Origin of the sequence: Gallibacterium genomosp. 1 (genome assembly GCF_000771875.1) — a bacterium.
GTDB lineage: Bacteria > Pseudomonadota > Gammaproteobacteria > Enterobacterales > Pasteurellaceae > Gallibacterium.
This window is the reverse complement of record NZ_JPXX01000039.1, coordinates 1-20,250: the sequence shown is the minus strand read 5'-3', so window position 1 is coordinate 20,250 and position 20,250 is coordinate 1. Positions and strand designations below refer to the sequence as shown.

The 20,250-nt window shown below is 37.1% G+C and carries 21 protein-coding genes and 2 tRNA genes; 14 read left to right on the top strand and 9 right to left on the bottom strand.

The window, feature by feature from the left end:
• Window positions 1–89 precede the first annotated feature (89 nt).
• The 7 genes from purB to mutY form a co-directional block, all read right to left on the bottom strand.
• Window positions 90–1,457, bottom strand: a complete 1,368-nt coding sequence (gene purB / locus JP36_RS10635) for an adenylosuccinate lyase (protein WP_039174550.1) — start codon at window positions 1,455–1,457, stop codon at window positions 90–92.
• A gap of 16 nt (window positions 1,458–1,473) precedes the next feature.
• Entirely contained in the window at window positions 1,474–2,100 is a 627-nt protein-coding gene (gene hflD / locus JP36_RS10630; protein ID WP_039174549.1) for a high frequency lysogenization protein HflD, read from the bottom strand.
• Window positions 2,101–2,257: 157 nt separating this feature from the next.
• Window positions 2,258–2,333 (bottom strand) — tRNA-Asn (locus JP36_RS10625).
• 4 nt (window positions 2,334–2,337) lie between these two features.
• Window positions 2,338–2,413, bottom strand: a tRNA-Phe gene (locus JP36_RS10620).
• 145 nt (window positions 2,414–2,558) lie between these two features.
• Entirely contained in the window at window positions 2,559–3,644 is a 1,086-nt protein-coding gene (gene mltC, locus JP36_RS10615; protein WP_081964378.1) for a membrane-bound lytic murein transglycosylase MltC, read from the bottom strand.
• A 6-nt stretch (window positions 3,645–3,650) separates the two neighbouring features.
• Window positions 3,651–3,923 (bottom strand): oxidative damage protection protein, encoded by a 273-nt coding sequence (locus JP36_RS10610; protein ID WP_039134835.1) that lies wholly within the window; start codon window positions 3,921–3,923, stop codon window positions 3,651–3,653.
• A gap of 15 nt (window positions 3,924–3,938) precedes the next feature.
• Complete coding sequence (mutY, locus tag JP36_RS10605) at window positions 3,939–5,060, bottom strand: A/G-specific adenine glycosylase (protein ID WP_039174548.1); 1,122 nt, start codon at window positions 5,058–5,060, stop codon at window positions 3,939–3,941.
• Window positions 5,061–5,194: 134 nt separating this feature from the next.
• Between mutY and trmB the strand changes: the two genes are divergently transcribed.
• Both trmB and JP36_RS10595 read left to right on the top strand, forming a co-directional pair.
• A complete protein-coding gene (gene trmB, locus JP36_RS10600; protein ID WP_039174547.1) occupies window positions 5,195–5,947 on the top strand; it encodes a tRNA (guanosine(46)-N7)-methyltransferase TrmB in 753 nt (250 codons plus the stop codon).
• A 44-nt stretch (window positions 5,948–5,991) separates the two neighbouring features.
• Complete coding sequence (locus JP36_RS10595; RefSeq protein WP_013746083.1) at window positions 5,992–6,333, top strand: YggL family protein; 342 nt, start codon at window positions 5,992–5,994, stop codon at window positions 6,331–6,333.
• A gap of 57 nt (window positions 6,334–6,390) precedes the next feature.
• On the opposite strand, the gene yihA is transcribed toward JP36_RS10595, so the two are convergent.
• Entirely contained in the window at window positions 6,391–7,005 is a 615-nt protein-coding gene (gene yihA / locus JP36_RS10590; protein ID WP_039161259.1) for a ribosome biogenesis GTP-binding protein YihA/YsxC, read from the bottom strand.
• Window positions 7,006–7,010: 5 nt separating this feature from the next.
• Entirely contained in the window at window positions 7,011–7,448 is a 438-nt protein-coding gene (locus JP36_RS10585; RefSeq protein ID WP_039174545.1) for a DUF805 domain-containing protein, read from the bottom strand.
• A gap of 243 nt (window positions 7,449–7,691) precedes the next feature.
• Here JP36_RS10585 and eno point away from each other — a divergent pair, with 243 nt between their 5' ends.
• The 12 genes from eno to serA all read left to right on the top strand — a co-directional run bounded on the left by eno (window position 7,692) and on the right by serA (window position 19,995).
• Window positions 7,692–8,993, top strand: a complete 1,302-nt coding sequence (eno, locus tag JP36_RS10580) for a phosphopyruvate hydratase (protein WP_039134845.1) — start codon at window positions 7,692–7,694, stop codon at window positions 8,991–8,993.
• Between the two features lie 605 nt (window positions 8,994–9,598).
• Window positions 9,599–10,456, top strand: coding sequence for a transcriptional repressor AlsR (alsR, locus tag JP36_RS10570; RefSeq protein WP_039174543.1), 858 nt, complete (start codon window positions 9,599–9,601; stop codon window positions 10,454–10,456).
• 10 nt (window positions 10,457–10,466) lie between these two features.
• Window positions 10,467–11,411, top strand: a complete 945-nt coding sequence (alsB, locus tag JP36_RS10565; protein ID WP_209434492.1) for a D-allose transporter substrate-binding protein — start codon at window positions 10,467–10,469, stop codon at window positions 11,409–11,411.
• Between the two features lie 111 nt (window positions 11,412–11,522).
• Window positions 11,523–13,064, top strand: a complete 1,542-nt coding sequence (gene alsA / locus JP36_RS10560) for a D-allose ABC transporter ATP-binding protein AlsA (protein WP_039174540.1) — start codon at window positions 11,523–11,525, stop codon at window positions 13,062–13,064.
• Window positions 13,057–13,998 (top strand): D-allose ABC transporter permease, encoded by a 942-nt coding sequence (gene alsC, locus JP36_RS10555; protein ID WP_052119496.1) that lies wholly within the window; start codon window positions 13,057–13,059, stop codon window positions 13,996–13,998. The genes alsA and alsC overlap by 8 nt, the downstream gene beginning before the upstream one ends.
• A 15-nt stretch (window positions 13,999–14,013) precedes the next feature.
• A complete protein-coding gene (alsE, locus tag JP36_RS10550) occupies window positions 14,014–14,694 on the top strand; it encodes a D-allulose 6-phosphate 3-epimerase (RefSeq protein ID WP_324606552.1) in 681 nt (226 codons plus the stop codon).
• Between the two features lie 13 nt (window positions 14,695–14,707).
• The gene (alsK, locus tag JP36_RS10545) at window positions 14,708–15,595 is read left to right on the top strand and encodes an allose kinase (protein ID WP_039174536.1); all 888 of its coding nucleotides are present in this window, start codon (window positions 14,708–14,710) and stop codon (window positions 15,593–15,595) included.
• Between the two features lie 9 nt (window positions 15,596–15,604).
• Window positions 15,605–16,054 (top strand): ribose 5-phosphate isomerase B, encoded by a 450-nt coding sequence (rpiB, locus tag JP36_RS10540; RefSeq protein ID WP_039174533.1) that lies wholly within the window; start codon window positions 15,605–15,607, stop codon window positions 16,052–16,054.
• A gap of 139 nt (window positions 16,055–16,193) precedes the next feature.
• Window positions 16,194–16,787 (top strand): RdgB/HAM1 family non-canonical purine NTP pyrophosphatase, encoded by a 594-nt coding sequence (gene rdgB / locus JP36_RS10535; protein WP_039090079.1) that lies wholly within the window; start codon window positions 16,194–16,196, stop codon window positions 16,785–16,787.
• Window positions 16,784–17,932 (top strand): radical SAM family heme chaperone HemW, encoded by a 1,149-nt coding sequence (gene hemW, locus JP36_RS10530; RefSeq protein WP_039174531.1) that lies wholly within the window; start codon window positions 16,784–16,786, stop codon window positions 17,930–17,932. Before rdgB ends, hemW begins: the two co-directional genes overlap by 4 nt.
• A gap of 132 nt (window positions 17,933–18,064) precedes the next feature.
• Entirely contained in the window at window positions 18,065–18,724 is a 660-nt protein-coding gene (gene rpiA / locus JP36_RS10525) for a ribose-5-phosphate isomerase RpiA (RefSeq protein WP_039174530.1), read from the top strand.
• 32 nt (window positions 18,725–18,756) lie between these two features.
• Window positions 18,757–19,995, top strand: a complete 1,239-nt coding sequence (serA, locus tag JP36_RS10520) for a phosphoglycerate dehydrogenase (RefSeq protein ID WP_039174528.1) — start codon at window positions 18,757–18,759, stop codon at window positions 19,993–19,995.
• Window positions 19,996–20,250 lie beyond the last annotated feature (255 nt).

The following is a 20,250-nucleotide window of genomic DNA, read 5'->3' as shown; positions in this document are numbered from 1 at the left end:
TTTGTCTACTATGCCTTTTTATTATGACAAGTCCTCCAATACTAATAAAACCAAACTAATCCTAGTTTGGTTTTATCGTTGTTATCGCTTTAAAATGCTTCTACTAATTGTATTGCAGCACCGATATAGGTTGCAGGGGTAAGTTGTTTTAAACGAGCCTTTTCTTCTTCAGGAATGGCTAAACCATCAATGAATTGTTGCATTGTTTGTTGATCCACACGTTTGCCACGAGTCAATTCTTTTAGTTTTTCGTATGGTTTTTCAATGCCGTAACGGCGCATAACAGTTTGGATCGGTTCTGCTAATACTTCCCAGTTCTGATCGAGTTCAGCCAATAAATGAGCTTCATTCACTTCCAATTTACTGATACCTTTGAGAGTGGATGCATAAGCAATAGCACAATAACCTAATCCTACGCCGAGGTTGCGTAATACAGTAGAATCGGTGAGATCACGTTGCCAACGAGAAATGGGTAATTTTTGTGCCAGATGTGTCATTAATGCATTCGCTATGCCAAGATTTCCTTCTGAATTTTCAAAATCAATTGGATTGACTTTATGTGGCATAGTTGAAGATCCAATTTCGCCGGCAATAGTTTTTTGTTTGAAGTGGTTTAAGGCGATATAACCCCAAATATCACGGTTAAAGTCAATGATGATAGTGTTGAAGCGAACAATGCAATCAAAAAATTCAGCAATATAATCGTGCGGTTCAATCTGAGTGGTATACGGGTTCCAGTCAATGCCTAAACTTTGCACAAATTGTTGGCTGAATAGGTGCCAATCCACATTCGGATAAGCGGAAAGATGGGCATTATAGTTACCGACAGCGCCGTTAATTTTCCCCAAAATCTCTGCTTTTTGCAGTTGTTGATATTGGCGTTGTAAACGATATGCCACATTTACCATTTCTTTGCCGACTGTGGTTGGGGATGCTGGTTGTCCGTGAGTACGGGAAAGTAAAGGGATTGTTTTATAGGTTTCGGCTAATTTACTGATTTCATTGATTAATTTTTTCCATTCCGGAAGAATAAATTCTTCTCTGGCAGTTTTTAACATTAAGGCGTGAGAAAGATTGTTAATGTCTTCCGAAGTACAGGCGAAGTGAATAAACTCACTGATTGCAGCGAGTTCAGGTAAGGCTTGGCATTTTTCTTTTAAGAAATATTCAACCGCTTTCACATCGTGATTTGTGGTTGCTTCGATCTCTTTGATGCGTTGTGCATCCTGAACATCAAAATTGGCAATAATATTGTTTAAGTAATCGATTGCTTTTTTTGATAAAAGAGGAACTTCCTGAATTGCTGTCGTTTCAGATAATTTTTGTAACCAACGGACTTCAACAGTTACTCTGAATCGTAATAGACCATATTCGCTAAAGATTGGACGTAGTGTGTCGGTTTTACTTTGGTAACGTCCGTCAAGTGGGGAAAGTGCGGTTAAAGCATTGAATTGCATTGAATCACTCCGTTATTTAAAGGGATGAATAGAGTTGTTGGGCAGCTTGTACCAGCTTCTTCCTGAAAAAGAGCAATTTCCATTTTGAACCACCGAGCTGCCGCCATAATACAGCAGAGCGGATACCGGCCAGTAAACAAGCTCGGATTTTGTTTTGGATATCCGGTTGTTGTAAATAAGTGGGCAACCCTTTTACTTGAATCTTGGCGTCTAAGGGGCTGATAAGATCGGTGTAAATACCTGCTAATACAGCTAACATTGAGTTTTCGGTCAATCCGTCATGGAAAGAGAGCTGAGTTGGTAAATATTTGACTCTTTCAGCAAGCTGCTGCTTGTTAGTGGCATTATCATTAAGTTTATGTTCCAATGCCAACAAACTGAGCCAGTAACGGCTTAATTCAGCATCTAACCGCCCTTGTTGATTATTAAGCTGTTCAAGTAGTGTGGTTAAACCTAACTTCAGGTTTTCCAGTTTACCGCCATAGATATCGAGGATTTCTTTTGGCTGTGTCACTAGTAATGTTTGTAAACTAACTAACAGCTCCTGTTCATTGGTTTGTCCTTGGTGAGCGAGTTGTTGAACTAATTTTGCTGATTGGCAAACGCCTGCCAGTGCAAGTGCTAAATCCGCATAATTGACCATAACAGCGAGAAACCTTTACTCGTTAATTGATAAATATGATGGAAAACAGGAGGCAAAATATATCATTGTTCGTTATTTTTTGAAAGTTATCAATTTGCCTTGATTTGATAAAAATTAAAGGCTGTTACAAAATGAATTGTAACAGCCTTTTGGAATTTGGCTCCTCCTGCTGGACTTGAACCAGCGACATATGGATTAACAGTCCACCGTTCTACCGACTGAACTAAGGAGGAATAGTGGTGCCCAGAGGCGGAATCGAACCACCGACACGGGGATTTTCAATCCCCTGCTCTACCGACTGAGCTATCTGGGCAACGTCTTAGTGGTGCGTATTAAACGTTTTTTTGTGTTTCAAGTCAACCACTATTTTGAAAAAATTTTCTTTTTTTCTCACGTTAGCCGTTTTTCTATGCAAAACGTGCAAAATTAATACGCAACAACGTAAAAATTAGCCGATTTTAACGAATAACTCGATAACTTTTTTGCGCTTTATCCACTTTAATTAGGTAATTTCTCGCTTGTGCTGATGGGTGTTTTGTTGTCAATATTCTATAAACTTGTTCAGGTAATAAGCGATTAATCTTATTAACTGCAACATCTTTATCATCATCAAAAATACGTAACACAGCACCGGCACCACCGTTATAAGCGGAAATTACGGCAAAGCGGCGTGAAGTCGGATCGGTAATGCCCACCAGATATTTATTTTGTAGTAGCCATAAATAAGAAACGCCTGCATCGATATTTTTAAATGGATCGAATAGGTATTTCTTAGAAGGTAGTCCGCTTTTCCCTTTCATTCGGAATACATCACGTCCGGCAGTGTGCGGCACCACCTGCATCAAGCCCATTGCGTTGGCATAACTGATCGCATAAGGGTTGAAACTGGATTCTGTTTGCATAATACCGAGAATAAGGCTTTCATCAATGTTGTAATGACGAGCAGCTTTGCGGATAAACGGCAAATATTTTTGCGCACGAATCGCAACGTGGTTGGCAATCATTGGAATCACGACAAATTGCACGATATGTCCGTTGCTTAAACGGCGACTTTGTAGTTTGTTATTAATTAAATAATCAGCAAAATCAGAGGCAACGGCAACATTCGGAATATTGGAACCTTTATGGTCAATAACTTGCCCAAGAAGGAATGGGCGGGAGCTGATAGGTACATCGCCATCAGCAAAAAGGTCGATACCGTTTGCATCTGAACCCATTAATAAAGTATGTACAATGGCATTTTTTAAGCGAGCCAAGCTGGTTTGTGATTCAATGGTAATCACACCTTCATCAAAACTGACGTGGCTACGGGTATAGTATTTGTCAGTATATTTAACGTAATCTTTTCGGCTGGCTACCAATAATTCATTTACTCCCCAAATACGGTCGATATTGTGGGAGAACTGACCGGTTAAGATATCCAATGCACGAGTATCTTTAGCAAAGGCGTCGTCGTAATTAATGCTGTCGCTATCATAAGAAGAACCACAACCGGCTAAAAAAAGTGCCACTGTGGTCATAATAAAATATTGTTTAATCTTCATTTTGGCTTACTTTGAAGGGGGAACATAACCTTCGATATGAACATCTTTACCTTCAAATAAAAAATTTACCATTTCTTTTTCTAGTAATTTGCGATGTTCTGGATTCATCATATTTAGTTTTTTTTCATTTACCAGCATTGTTTGTTTTTTGAGCCATTCTGACCAAGCTTGTTTGCTGATAGAGTTGAAAATACGTTTTCCCAATTCTCCGGGATAGAGTTGGAAATCCAATCCATCGGACTCTTTTTGTAAATATTCACAGAAAACAGTTCTTGCCATAAATATTATTCCTCATTACTTCTTATCATTAAAAATAGCTTTTAACTGTATTAATAAATTTTTCACCGGTGTTGCTAGTCCAATTTTGGCTGGAGAAAAATCGGCTAAATCATACCAATATTCGTTGTTGTTTTGTACTGTTTGACCATATTTTGCTTCCGTTTCCGCAACATTTTTTACTGCTAATGTTGATGTTGAGGTATTTTTTACCACTATCGGGTGAATATCCAAATGGAAATGACTGAAAGTATGGCGAAAGGTGGGCAACCGCTCCAATAATTGCCAATGATGTTGTTGCAATATTTGTTGATATTCCGCTTCAGTTTCCATTTCAGGAAAACAGTATAGACCACCCCATAGACCGTGAGGAGGACGTTGTTGCAGTAAGACTTTTCCCTGTTGGACAAGTAATAAAAAATAACGTTCTCGCACAGGCAAGGTTTTTTTCGGTTTTTTGCCGGGATAATTTGCCCAACTTTGCTCTTTTCCGGCGGTACATTGTTGTTGCAAAGGGCACAAACTGCATTTTGGTTTACTGCGAGTGCAGACCATTGCTCCAATGTCCATCATCGCTTGATTAAATTCAGTAACTTGTGTTTTCGGTGTAACTTCAGCACTTAACTTCCATAATTCTGTTTCTACTGACTTCTCGCCCGGCCAGCCGTCAATCGCAAAACAGCGGGATAAAACCCGTTTGACGTTGCCATCTAAAATAGGAAAAGGAGCATCTAAGCAAGATGAGAGAATAGCACCGGCGGTGCTTAAGCCAATACCGGGGAGAGCCAACACTTGTTCAAATTGTGTTGGGAACTTTCCTTGATGTTGATCGCGAATTTGTTGTGCAGCTTTATGTAAATTTCTAGCACGTGCGTAATAGCCTAAACCAGTCCAAAGGTGTAGAACTTCATCTATTGGTGCATTTGCCAATTCAGTAATGGTTGGGAAATGCTGAATAAATTGTTGAAAATAGGGAATTACTGTAGTGACTTGTGTTTGTTGTAACATAATCTCAGACAGCCAAACACCGTAGAGTGATTTATTCTGTTGCCACGGCAACGTTTTTCGTCCATATTTTTGATACCAGTGCAGTACATTTGATGCAAAAGGCGCTGCGGGCGTTGATTGGGCTTGCCACATTGGTTATACCTCTTCAAAAATTAAGGAGGCGAGTTTAGCACAAGCAAAATAATTAAAACATCACAAAATTGGTAGATTATCAGGTAAAATAGGGCAGTTTTTCTTAATTATCACTTTATGTATTCCCAAAATTTATGCAACAGAATAATTTAAATGATCTTGCGGAACAAAAACGAAAAGCAGTCAATACCGCAGAATTTACGGAAGATGGACGTTATAAACGCAAAGTTCGTAGCTTTGTATTAAGAACTGGTCGCTTAAGTGATGCCCAAAAAAGAGCAATGAATGATAATTGGTCGGAATTTGGTTTAGAACATCAAGCAGATCACTTTGATTTTAAAAAGATTTTTAACAACGATCAGCCGGTGATTTTGGAGATCGGTTTTGGAATGGGGCGTTCGCTGGTAGAAATGGCGAAGCAGAACCCGAATAATAATTACATCGGCATTGAAGTGCATACGCCCGGAGTAGGAGCTTGTATCGCTTATGCGCTTGAACAGCAAGTGCATAATTTGCGCGTGATTTGCCACGATGCGATTGAAATTTTGCAAGATAATATTCCGGATCAAAGTTTGTCCGGATTACAGCTGTTTTTCCCTGATCCGTGGCATAAAGCTAAACATCATAAACGCCGCATTGTACAACCGCAATTTCTTAAGTTGGTGATGCAAAAATTGAAAACCGGCGGTTTTATTCATATGGCGACCGATTGGGAACATTATGCAGAACAGATGTTAGATGTTTTGAGTCAAGAAGAGGAGCTAACAAATACATCTGCAACAAATGATTTTATTCCGCGTCCGGATTTTCGCCCTTTAACCAAATTTGAACAACGCGGGCATCGGCTTGGTCACGGCGTTTGGGATCTCTATTTTGTTAAGAGATAAATTTTTTAGTTGAATGATTAAAAACCAGTAACTGAGGAGAAAATATGGCGTATCAACGTAATCGCAGACAGCGTAAAAAAATGCACATTGCAGAATTCCAAGAATTGGGATTTTTAGTAAATTGGCAATTTGCAGAAAATACTTCCGTTGAGGAGATTGATCAAACAGTAGATCGCTTTATCAATGAAGTGATTAAACCTAACGGTCTTGCTTACGAAGGCAGCGGCTACTTACATTGGGAAGGCTTGGTTTGTTTGGAAAAAATCGGCAAATGTGATGAAAGCCAACGTGAACTTGTTAAATCTTGGCTGGAAAATAACGGATTGCAACAAGTAGAAGTAAGTGAATTATTTGATATTTGGTGGGATTTCCCGGTTAAAGCTTAATTTTTACTGTCACTTTTTGATTGTGCAACGAGCTACGTTGCACAATTTTTTTTACGACTAAACATTATTTACTGAATACCATTCATCCAGTTTCTGAGCCAATTTATCCACACCTAATCGATTTTGTGATGAAAATACCTCAACTTGAATGTCGCCTTGAAATGGTAAAATCGCTTCACGCACCATTCTCACCTGTTTACTGCGTTCACTTTGGCTGACTTTATCCGCTTTGGTCAACAGCAGGAGAATTGGCAAATCAGCACTGACCGCCCATTCAATCATCTGTTGATCGAGATCTTTCAACGGATGACGAATATCCATCAAAATCACCACGCCGCCTAAACATTGGCGTTGTTGCAGATATTCACCTAACGATTTTTGCCATTGCAATTTCACCTTTTCCGGCACAGCGGCGTAGCCATAACCGGGCAAATCAATAATTTTACAATTTTCGCTCACTTCAAAAAGATTGATTAATTGCGTACGTCCGGGGGTTTTTGAGGTTTTGGCTAAATTCTTTTGGTTTGCCAATGTGTTTAATGCGGTCGATTTCCCCGCATTGGAGCGTCCGGCAAAGGCAACTTCAACGCCGGCATCGGCTGGAAGTTGTCGAATATTAGCGGCACTCATTACAAAGTGCGTTTTATGGTAATTGAGTTTGAACGTTGTCATTGTCATTATCCTTTTTTAAATCGAATTGTTTCACCTTGCTCACCGTAATGGTTGGCTTGTGCTTGCCCGACAAATACGCCCCATTCCATCAGTAGCATAGCGAATATAAAAATCGGAAACAGTTGCCCTAATAATAATTTCATAAAACCTTGGCTATAAGGCGCAATCAAAAAACAGCCTATCGGCGCTAGGAGAATTGCCAGTGCTTTGGCGGAGCGACCGCGGTCGTGCAAGCGTTTCACGATAATCGCGAGCCAACAGTATGTGATCAATAATAATGGCAATAATGCGAAAATTGCCGCGCTTTGCTGCTGAAACAGCAATGAAACCGGCAATAAATTAGCAACCAATAATAAGAAAGCGGCACAAATACCGCTGCCAATCCAGAACCCCTGTCGATTCAATCTGCCGTTAAATGTGAAAAAAGCTTGGGTAAAATACATAAATTTGCGCTTAAAAAGAGGCTATTTTGAGATTTTGCCGCCATTATACAAGAAAAGCGTCAAAAATGTTAAAAATCGCCGATGACGGTAAAAAAAGAGATGCTGTTTTTGTTGAGTGAGAAAATCTTAATTGTGATCAAGTTCACATCATTTTTTACAAGACAAATTTTCAAAATCGTTTTAATATTAGCGCGGTTTTTGATTTCTATCTTTGAAAATTAACTTAAATGTGAGGAAAAACAAATGGCAAAAATCGTTAAAATTCTTGGCCGTGAAATTATTGATTCTCGTGGTAACCCAACCGTTGAAGCGGAAGTGCATTTAGAAGGCGGTTTCGTTGGTCTTGCAGCTGCTCCATCAGGTGCATCAACAGGTTCACGTGAAGCATTGGAATTGCGTGATGGCGATAAATCACGTTATTTAGGTAAAGGTGTATTAAAAGCAGTTTCAAACATCAATGATGTTATTGCACCGGCTTTATTAGGTAAAGATGCAACTCAACAAGCTGAAATCGACCAAATTATGATCGATTTAGACGGCACAGAAAACAAATCTAAATTAGGTGCGAATGCGATTCTTGCGGTTTCTCTTGCTAATGCAAAAGCGGCGGCAGCATCTAAAGGTTTACCACTTTATGCGTGGATTGCTGAATTAAACGGTACTCCTGGTCAATATTCTATGCCATTACCAATGATGAATATCATCAATGGTGGTGAACACGCAGATAATAACGTTGATATTCAAGAATTTATGATTCAACCGGTTGGGGCAAAAACTTTACGTGAGGCACTTCGTATCGGTTCTGAAGTGTTCCACAACTTAGCGAAAGTATTAAAAGCGAAAGGTTTAAATACTGCAGTTGGTGATGAAGGTGGTTTCGCACCTAACTTGGCTTCTAATGCGGAAGCATTGGCTTGCATTAAAGAAGCTGTGGAAAAAGCAGGTTATGTATTAGGTAAAGATGTTACTTTAGCAATGGACTGTGCATCATCCGAATTCTATAACAAAGAAACCGGTATGTATGAGATGAAAGGTGAAGGCAAATCATTCACTTCTCAAGAGTTCACACACTACCTTGAAAAACTTTGTGAAGAATACCCAATCAAATCTATCGAAGATGGTCAGGATGAATCAGACTGGGAAGGCTTCAAATACCAAACAGAAGTTCTTGGTGACAAAATCCAACTTGTTGGTGATGACTTATTCGTAACTAACACTAAGATCCTTAAAGAAGGAATCGAAAAAGGTATCGCTAACTCAATCTTGATCAAATTCAACCAAATCGGTTCATTAACTGAAACTTTAAATGCGATTCGTATGGCGAAAGAAGCCGGTTATACCGCAGTAATCTCTCACCGTTCAGGTGAAACCGAAGATGCAACTATTGCAGATTTAGCAGTTGGTACAGCAGCAGGTCAAATCAAAACTGGTTCAATGAGCCGTTCAGACCGTATTGCAAAATATAACCAATTAATCCGTATTGAAGAAGCATTAGGCGATAAAGCACCGTTCTTAGGATTAAAAGCGGTTAAAGGTCAGGCTTAATTTCTGATTCTGAATTCTGAATAGCGAAACTGCACCCTAAAAGGTGCAGTTTTTTATTGGGATAAGCAGAATAACTGTGGTTAATGATCAGGAAATGCGATAAGTATGAGATTTAAGCAAAAAAACGAAAATCTGCCGTTTCTGATTAAATCTCGTTGACATCAATTCAGCGTGCCATTAATATTAGCAACGTTTCACATCGATCGTGGGGATATAGCTCAGTTGGGAGAGCGTTTGAATGGCATTCAAAAGGTCGTCGGTTCGATCCCGATTATCTAAAATTGCTTCTAAGCATCCATATAATTTTATAACTCTCCATAAATTTTCAATTTTAACAATTGATCGTAGTTGACATCGAAATTGCTCAGTGTTTTTCTAGAAGTGTATTTTTGAGTTACCTAGTCGTAATTTTTTTATATGTAGCAATACCTTATAAACCGTAGGTAGTGGATGTGCCTTGTTTTGCATTACATTACCAAAACGATGCCCTATCTCACCAATACTTTATAAAATAATTATTTTTGTGAAGTTGCTCTCTTTTTTTGCCTAAAAAATATGATATAAAAGCATATAATTTTACAACAAATAATAAAAGATAAAGTTTTATGAATATTAGTACAGAAAACTCTCTCATTCCTAAGATAAGAATGAAGCAAGAAAAAATGACGGTAACAGAGAAAAGAATTATTGATTACCTGCTTAATCCCAGTAAATTTGATTATCAAACTTCTCTAAAAGAAGTGGCTAATGAATTGAGCGTTTCAGAAGCTTTAATTGTAAAAGTAGCAAAATTACTAGGATTCACTGGATTTAGGGATTTAAGGGCTGTTCTAGCAGAGCAACTAAAAAGCCAAGAAATTGAAAATTTTGAATTATCAAAGAGTGATACTACTCGGGATTTGATAGATAAAGTATTCAATTTATCGTACCAAACTATTTCTGAGGGAAAGTCTATAGTATCTCCTGAAATTATGGAGCGTGCGGCAGAATGTTTTTTTAATGCTAAACAACATGATTTATATGCTGCTGGTGGTTCTAGTACGATTTGTGATGATATTTTTCATAAATTTTTACGCATTGGCGTACGTTGTAATAGTTATCGAGATATTCATTTAATGATGATGTCTGCATCTTTATTAACTAAAGACGATGTTGTTTTGGTTGTTTCTCATTCAGGGAAAACGAGCGACTTATTACAGGCAATTAAAATCGCTAAACAGAATGGCACTAAAATTATTTGTATTACGCATAGTAATATTTCTCCAATAGCTGAATTAGCGGATTTTGTGATTTGTACACCAGCACCGAATACCCCTCTTTTGGGGAAAAATGCATCAGCAAGAATTTTACAATTAATTTTAGTTGATGCGTTCTTTGTTTCTGTTGCAAAACAAGATATTCAATTTTCTGAGCAGAATTTAGAGAAAACTTCGTTAGTAACAGAATATTTTAGGAAAAAATGAGGATTGAACTATGAAGAAATCAATGAAAAAACTTATTTCTTGTATGGCTGTAGCTGGCTTATTTTGTTCAGTTAATGGTAATAGCTTTGCCGCAGATTATGCAGTGATTTTAAAAACGTTATCTAATCCATTTTGGGTGGGAATGAAACAAGGTATTGAAGAACAAGCAAAAACAATGGATGTGGAAGTTGATGTTTTTGCTTCACCATCAGAAGGAGACTACCAGTCACAACTCCAGTTGTTTGAAGATCTTATTAACAAGAATTATAAAGGTATTGCGTTTGCCCCGCTTTCTCCCGCAAATCTTGTCATTCCCACAGCAAAAGCCTATCAGAAAGGTATCTATTTAGTCAATTTAGATGAAAAAATAGATTTAGATAATTTACATAAAGCAAAGGGTAATGTAGAAGCTTTCATTACAACAGACAATGTTGCTGTAGGAGCTAAAGCGGCTCAGTTTATCGTTGATAGGTTAGGTTCACAAGGTGGTGAAGTCGCTATTATAGAAGGTAAAGCGGGCAATGCCTCAGGAGAAGCAAGACGCCGTGGAGCGAAAGAGGTTTTTGAGAAAAACCCACAAATAAAATTGGTCGCCAGTCAGCCGGCTGATTGGGATCGTATCAAAGCGTTAGATGTTGCAACTAATGTCCTATCTCGTAATCCGAAAATTAAAGCATTTTATGCGGCTAATGACACAATGGCTATGGGAGCTGCACAAGCTGTAGTGAATGCTAGTAAGTTAGATACTGTTATTGTAGTGGGTACAGATGGAGTACCTGAAGCAAGAAAAATGGTCGCAGAAGGTAAATTGACAGCTACTGTTGCTCAAGATCCTGCCAAGATTGGTGCTAGAGGATTAGAGTTATTAGTAAATGCCGTCAAATCAGGTAAAAAAATAGCTGTAGATCAAGAGCCGAAATTTGAAACAGTTGATTCTATTCTAATCACAAAATAAAAGAAAACACTAAATCAACTTAGTGTATGGCACTTAAATTTGCATTATCAGCAGACAGGTTATTGCTGATATGGGAGTGATCTGTCTGTAATTTAGTGATTAGGAGGAATTATGTCAGAACTTTTGGTTCAGATGAAAGGAATTGCTAAAAATTTTGGCGCAGTACAAGCACTGAAAAATGTAGATCTTGATATTTATACTCACGAAATTCAGGCATTGCTTGGAGAAAATGGGGCAGGAAAATCTACCTTAATGAAAGCTCTTTCTGGGTTACATAAACCAAGTGCTGGAGAGATTATTATCAAAGGGAAATCTTATTCTTACTTGGATCATAAAACAGCTGCAACGCTTGGGATAGGCATTATTTATCAAGAATTAAGTTTAATAGACGAACTTTCTGTTTTAGAGAATCTTTATATCGGACGGTTACTCTATAAGACTGTTTTAGGGGTGAGGCTGGTTGATTGGCAGAAAATGAGAAAACAAGCGGCAATTACTTTATTGCGTTTAGGCATTAAAGTAGATCTAGATGAGAAAGTTGCTAATTTGTCTATTTCATATAAACAAATGGTAGAGATTGCAAAAGTATTAATCTCTGATGTCAATATTATTATTATGGATGAGCCAACATCATCATTAACCAATACCGAAATTGAGTTTTTATTTGTTGTAATGAAGCAATTAAAAGCAGATGGTAAGGCTCTCATCTATATTTCTCATAAATTAAATGAAATTCGGCAAATTTGTGATCGTTATACCGTGTTAAAAGATGGTAGTAGTGTGGCATCAGGATTTATTAAAGATGTTAGTAACGATGACATTATTCGTTTGATGGTTGGGCGTGAATTGCAATCTCGTTTTACTGCTGAATCAAGATCTCCTTCCAATGAAGTAATTTTTGCAGTGAAAAATCTTATTGGTAAGAAAACTAAGCAAGTCAATGATATTTCATTTGAGCTAAAAAAAGGTGAAATACTTGGATTTGCGGGGTTAGTAGGTTCTGGTAGAACAGAATTAATGAATTGCATTTTTGGGGTGGATAAAAAAGTAAGTGGAAAAATTTATTTACACCAGCAGGACATCACACCTAACTCACCATTTCAAGCAGTAAAAAGAGGAATGGCATATATTACGGAGAATAGACGAGGGAATGGTTTTTTTGCCAATTTTTCTATTCAACAGAATATAGCTATTAGCACAAGTCTTAAATCAGGAAAGTTTAAAGGTGCATTAGGGTTTATTAATGCGACTTTAGAAAAGAATACTGCACTGCAACAACAAAAGGATTTACACATAAAATGTGCATCAATTACTCAAAATATTACAGAGTTGTCAGGTGGTAATCAGCAAAAAGTGATTATTGCTAAGTGGGTTGCTTGCCAGCCTGATGTTTTAATCTTTGATGAACCTACTCGAGGAATTGATGTAGGAGCAAAAGCAGAAATCTACAAAATTATGCGAGAGTTAGCTTTAGCCGGAAAAGCTATATTAATGGTTTCTTCAGAACTTCCAGAAATTATGTCAGTTTGTGATCGTATTGCTGTATATAGAGAAGGCAAGATAGCTACCATTCTAGAAAATAATTTTTCATTGAGTGAAGAACAGATTATGAGTTATGCCCTTCCCTTAAATTCAGGAGTTGTTTATGAGTAAAGTAAATTTTCCCCAATTCTGGGATAAATATGGCACATTTTTTATCCTTAGTATTATTGTTGTGATTTTTGGTTTCCTTTCACCACAATATTTTTTAACAGCGAATAATATCCAGCAAATTTTTGTACAAAGTTCAGTAACAGTACTTATTGGTGTAGGTGAGTTCTTCGCTATTTTAATTGCAGGTATAGATTTGTCTGTTGGTGCAATCTTAGCATTATCAGGTATGGTTACTGCTAAATTAATGTTGATGGGGATCGATCCTTTTTGGGCTGCATTAATCGGTAGTATTGTTATTGGTGGTGGACTTGGGGCTATCAATGGTTTGCTTGTCAATTATACCGGATTACATCCTTTTATTATTACTTTAGGTACAAATGCGATTTTTAGAGGCGTTACCTTAGTAATTTCAGACGCTAATTCAATCTATGGGTTTTCCTTTGATTTCGTAAACTTTTTTGCTCAAGACGTTATTGGTATTCCTGTACCAGTTATTTTTGCCCTTACAGTTTCAGCAATGTTATGGGTACTAACTACTAAAATGCGTTTAGGCAGAAATATTTATGCTTTAGGCGGTAATCGTGAATCTGCTTATTATTCCGGAATAGATGTGAAATTCCATACTTTAGTTGTTTTTATTATTTCTGGTATTTGTGCTGGGTTTGCAGGGATTGTTTCTACAGCTAGATTAGGCGCAGCTGAACCCCTTGCAGGTATTGGTTTTGAAACATATGCAATCGCAAGCGCTATTATTGGAGGAACGAGTTTTTTTGGAGGAAAAGGACGTATTTTCTCTGTCGTTATTGGGGGATTAATTATAGGTGTGATTAATAATGGTTTAAATATTTTGCAAGTGCAAACCTATTATCAATTAGTGGTTATGGGTGGACTTATTATTGCAGCAGTGGCTTTAGATCGTTTAATTAGTCGTTAAATAAGGATTATACAAATGAAAAAAATATTAATTTCTCCATCATTAATGTGTATGGATCTTCTTAAATTTAAACAACAAATAGAATTTTTAGATCAACACGTTGATTATTTTCATATTGATATTATGGATGGGCATTATGTACCTAATTTAACATTATCGCCTTTTTTTGTTCAGCAAGTGAATCGAATTGCAAGTAAACCTCTAGATTGTCATTTAATGGTAACTAAACCGGAGAATTATATTGATGATCTGGCAAAAGCTGGAGCAGATATGATTACGTTACACGTAGAAACTATTTCAGGTCAAGCTTTTAGGCTTTTTGAAAAAATTAGAACGTTAGGTATGAAAATAGGATTAATTTTTAATCCGGAAACACCTATTGAAGCAGCTAAATATTATTTACATAAAATAGATAAAGTTACTGTTCTCACAGTAGATCCGGGGTTTGCAGGTCAATCATTTATTCCAGAAATGTTAGATAAAATTGAAGAATTGAAACAATATAGGGAGAAAAATAAATTAAATTATCTTATTGAAATAGATGGTTCATGTAATCCAAAAACATTTAAAACATTACTCAATGTTGGTGCTGATGTATTTATCGTTGGTTCATCAGGGTTATTTAATAATAATCCTGATATTGAAATAGCTTGGAATATGATGGTTCAATCCATTAACGAATCTCATATAGGTTAAGTATGGGGGAGATATGCAAAAACAAAAAGTGGTTGTTGGTATTGATATGGGAGCAACACATATTCGTATTTGTGTAATGAATCTTAAAAAAGAAATATTATTAACTCAAAAAAATAAAACGAGTGAAATAATAGAAAATGATTTTTTATCAGGTATTCGGGAGTTTATTTTTCATTATTGTTCTAATTTTGATATATCCAAAATCGTTATTGGAATGCCTGCGGCTATTTCCAAAGATAGACAACAGATACTGTCTGTTCCAAATTTACCTATTAAGTTAGAACAATTAAATAATGCGATTCCATATTTACAGGAAAATTTTTATTGTGCTGTACGATTAGAACGAGATGTCAATTTGCAATTACTTTATGACGTGCATCATTTTAATCTACAGGAGTTTGCTGTACTTGGGGTTTATCTAGGCACAGGATTGGGTTTTGCTATCTATCAACAAGGTAATATTTTTGTTGGGCAAAATGGTGTTGCGGGAGAATTAGGACATATACCTTATGGAAATGCAAATAAAAAGTGTCAATGTGGTAATTATGGTTGTTTAGAAACAGTTTGCTCAGGAAAAGTATTACAGGAATGGTATAACAATGAACAGCCTAATTATTCTTTAAGTGAGCTTTTTATCTATGCATTAGATACAAAATTTGTACGAGACTATTTGCAATATTTAGCTAAGTCTATTGCAATGGTGGTTAATTTATTTGATCCGGATTGTATTGTTCTAGGAGGCGGAGTGATGGATATGGAAAACTTTCCATATCAGCAGCTAAAACAGAATTGTTTGACAATGATTCGTAAACCGTTGCCATATAACAAAATTGAATTTTATCAAGCTCAATCTTCAGATTTTAATGGGGCTATTGGAGCTGCATTACGAGCAATATTATGAGGTGAAATTATGAAAAAAATTGCTATTGGATCAGATCATATCGGAATAAACCACAAAGCATTTTTAATAGAAAAATTAAAATTACAGGGGTATGAATTATTGGATGAGGGAACATTTAATGAACAAAGAACAGATTATCCCATTTATGCAGAAAAAGTTGCCTTAGCAATTCAGAATGGAGATGCGGATTGTGGAATTTTGATTTGCGGTACGGGTATTGGTATTTCTATTGCTGCTAACAAATTCCCTCATATCCGTTGTGCGTTATGTGCAGACGAGTATAGTGCATTAATGTCTAGAGAACATAATGATAGTAATATTATTGCTTTTGGAGCTAAAGTAGTAGCACCAGAAAAAGCTTTAGCATTAGCAACATTATGGATAAATACACAATATGAGGGTGGACGTCATCAACAACGTTTGGATATGATAACTCGATTTGAACATCATCAATATTGATATGCTATATCAATAAAGAAAATATTGCTGAAATATTGTCAAATCCTTATACTTTTTAATTAGTCTAAAACGCACGCTAATGTTGGATATTCAGCGTGCGTTTCTTTTCCTAAGCAGAGCAAAATAGGATAAAAATTTAATGAAAAAACAAAAAATCATTTTAGCGACAGGTAACCAAGGAAAAGTCAATGAAATGGCGAATGTCTTAGCAGAATTTGGGTTTGAAGTAGTGGCGCAAACTGCACTAGGAATCGAAAGTCCGGAAGAAACGGGTTTAACATTTGTTGAAAATGCGCTGATTAAGGCTCGACACGCTGCAAAAATCAGTGGATTGCCGGCGATAGCGGATGACTCCGGTTTGGCAGTGGATTATTTAAATGGACAACCGGGATTATATTCGGCTCGTTTTGCCGGAGAACACGCTAGCGATGCAGATAATCGAGCGAAGTTGTTACGCTTGTTGGAAGGTGTTTCAGTCGAAAAACGGAATGCGAAATTTGTCAGTTGTATTGTGTTATTGCGATCAGCGGATGATCCAGTACCGATTATTGCTCAGGGAGAGTGTGAGGGAGTGATTACCGAACAAGAGATTGGAGAAAATGGCTTTGGTTATGACTCGTTATTCTTTTATTCTGAAAAACAAGCGACTTTTGCACAATTGAGTAAGGCGGAGAAACAGCAGATTTCACATCGGGCAAGAGCGTTAATTAAGTTACAACAGCAATTAAAATGATAGTTTTACCTCCTCTCAGTTTATATATTCATATTCCTTGGTGTGTGCAGAAATGCCCTTATTGTGATTTTAATTCGCATGCACAAAAAGGCGAAATTCCGGAACAGCAGTATATTCAACATTTGCTGGCGGATTTAAATCAACAGCTCAAATTTGTTCAGCAGCGGCAATTACATTCTATTTTCCTTGGTGGAGGTACTCCCAGCTTATTTTCTGCGGAAAGTATTAATTTTTTATTAGCCCAAATTGCACAGCGTATTCCATTTAGTCGGAATATTGAAATTACCTTGGAGGCTAATCCTGGCACAGCAGAAGCGCAACGTTTTTTAGGATATCGCCAGGCAGGAGTAACACGGCTTTCTATGGGAGTGCAGAGTTTTCACGATCAACAGTTACAACTGTTGGGACGTATTCATAACAGTAATGAAGCGAAAAAAGCAGTAACTTTTGCTAAATCGGCTGGATTTACACGTTTTAATTTGGATTTAATGCACGGATTGCCGAATCAAAGTGTGGATGAGGCGTTGTCGGATTTGGCGCAAGCAATCGCGTTAGCGCCACCACATCTTTCTTGGTATCAATTAACAATTGAACCGAATACACTGTTTGCTAGCAAACCACCTCGTCTGCCGAATGATGATGATCTTTGGAAAATTTTTGAATCAGGGCATCAAAAGTTGCTTGCCGCCGGTTATCAGCAGTATGAAACATCAGCATATGCAAAACCAGGTTTTCAATGTGAACACAATTTAAATTATTGGCGATTCGGTGATTATTTAGCGATTGGTTGTGGTGCTCACGGTAAAGTGAGTTTTAAAGATGGTCAAATTTTACGTTATTCTCAAACCAAACATCCGAGAGGTTATTTGCAGGGACAATACCGTTATCAACAGCATTATGTGGAATTGGAAGATCGTCCGTTTGAATTTTTTATGAATCGTTTTAGGTTGTTGGAAGCTGTACCGAAAGTGGATTTTGAACAATTTACTGGATTAGGTTTGAATGTGATTGAAAAGCAGATAGACGAAGCATTAAAACAGGATTATATTGTAGAACGGGCAAAGAGCTGGCAAATTACTGAACACGGTAAACTATTTCTAAATGATTTGCTGACGCTTTTTTTATCAAACTCTTCTGGCGATTAAAATTTATTCAATGGTAAACTTGATCTTATGCGGAAAGAGTTAATGTTTTACCGAACGAGCAATTTATTGGACAATGCTGTATATGTTGTTCTATGAATTGAAATACCAAAAGTTGAATGAAAGGATGGCAAAATGGATCAATTAACAATGAAGAAAATGGCAGCAAATGCGGCATTACAATATGTAAAAGCAGATACAATTGTTGGTGTAGGTAGCGGCTCCACAGTAAATTGTTTTATTGAAGCATTAGGAACAATTAAACATAAAATTAAAGGTGCGGTAGCAGCCTCAAAAAATTCGGAAGAATTGTTGCTTGCACAGGGTATTGAAGTGTTCAGTGCCAATGATGTTTCCGGCTTAGATATTTATGTTGACGGAGCAGATGAAATTACACCGTATAAAATGATGATTAAAGGTGGTGGTGCGGCATTAACCCGAGAAAAAATTGTCGCAGCATTGGCGAAAACATTTATCTGTATTGTAGATCGTTCTAAGCAGGTTGATGTATTAGGCTCAACTTTTCCATTGCCAGTTGAAGTGATTCCAATGGCACGTTCTCAAGTTGCGCGTAAATTAGTGGCGTTGGGTGGCTCGCCGGAATATCGTGAAGGGGTAGTTACTGATAACGGCAATATTATTTTGGATGTACACAATTTTAAAATTCTTAACCCTGTTGAAATGGAGAAAGAGTTAAATAATGTTGCTGGTGTGGTAACTAATGGCATCTTTGCATTGCGTCCGGCAGATATCGTGATTGTTGGTAGCCCTGATGGCGCACAAATTCTCAAATAGATTTCACACATATAATAAAGGAAAATGCAAATATGACAGCTAAAGTATCATTAGATAAAGCAAAAATTAAATTCTTGTTGTTGGAGGGTGTGCACGAGAGTGCATTAGAGGTGTTACATAATGCCGGTTATTCCAATATCGAATATCATAAAAAAGCCCTTGATGAAGAAGAGTTAATTGAAGCGATTAAAGATGCTCATTTCATCGGTATCCGTTCCCGTACTCATTTAACTGAAAAAGTGTTGCAGCACGCACATAAATTAATTGCAATTGGTTGTTTCTGTATCGGTACTAACCAAGTGGATTTAGAAGCAGCAAAACAGCGTGGTATTCCGGTATTTAACGCACCATTTTCAAATACTCGTTCGGTAGCAGAATTGGTTTTAGGTGAGATGTTGTTGTTAATGCGCAATGTGCCGAAAGCAAATTTTGAGGTGCATCGAGGGGTATGGAATAAATCAGCAGCAGGTTCAAACGAAGCAAGAGGTAAAATCCTTGGCATTATCGGTTATGGTCATATTGGCTCGCAATTGAGTGTAATTGCCGAATCGCTCGGAATGCGTGTTTATTTTTATGATATTGAAAATAAATTGCCATTGGGTAATGCACAACAGGTTCGCACTTTGGAAGAGTTATTAACAATGAGCGATGTGGTTTCTTTACACGTACCAGAAAACAGCTCTACTAAAAATTTGATGAGTGCAGAGCGTATCGCACAATTGAAACAAGGGGCAATTTTGATAAATGCCGCCCGTGGAACCGTGTTGGATATTGATGCTTTAACCAAAGCATTGGAAGCTGGAAAATTACGTGGCGCAGCAATTGATGTATTCCCAAAAGAGCCGGCTTCTATTAATGAAGCGTTTGAATCACCGTTATGCCGTTTTGAGAATGTGATTTTAACTCCACATATCGGCGGTTCAACTTCTGAAGCACAAGAGAATATAGGTACGGAAGTGGCAAGTAAATTTGTCAAATATTCTGACAATGGCTCAACTGTTACTGCAGTGAATTTCCCTGAAGTGTCATTGCCGAGCCACAGTTTAGTGAAAGCAAAAAGGTTATTGCATATTCACCATAATCGTCCGGGTATTTTAAATAAAATTAACCAAATTTTTGTGGATAACGGTGTCAATATTGCTGCTCAATATTTGCAGACTGATGAAGCAATCGGTTATGTTGTGATTGATGTTGAATCAGAAAACACAGAAAGTTTGCAGCAAAAATTGAAGCAGATTGACGGCACAATTAAGGCGAGAGTTTTGTATTAGGTTTTTTACTTTGTATAGAGCATATGTAATTTAAAATAGAAGCAGCTCTTATTGTTAAGTAAGAGCTGTTTTAGCTTAAATTGTTCAGAGTGTGTTCATAACGAAAGAGTTACTATTATGGCTTTGTTAATTGATAGCATCAAAAAATAGTAGAATATAATTGATTTATGAAGCATTAGGTTTGTAAAATAAAAAATTTTTAACTATTGACAGTTAAAAAAGGAAAATTACAATGCCTGACAGCACAGCACAGCA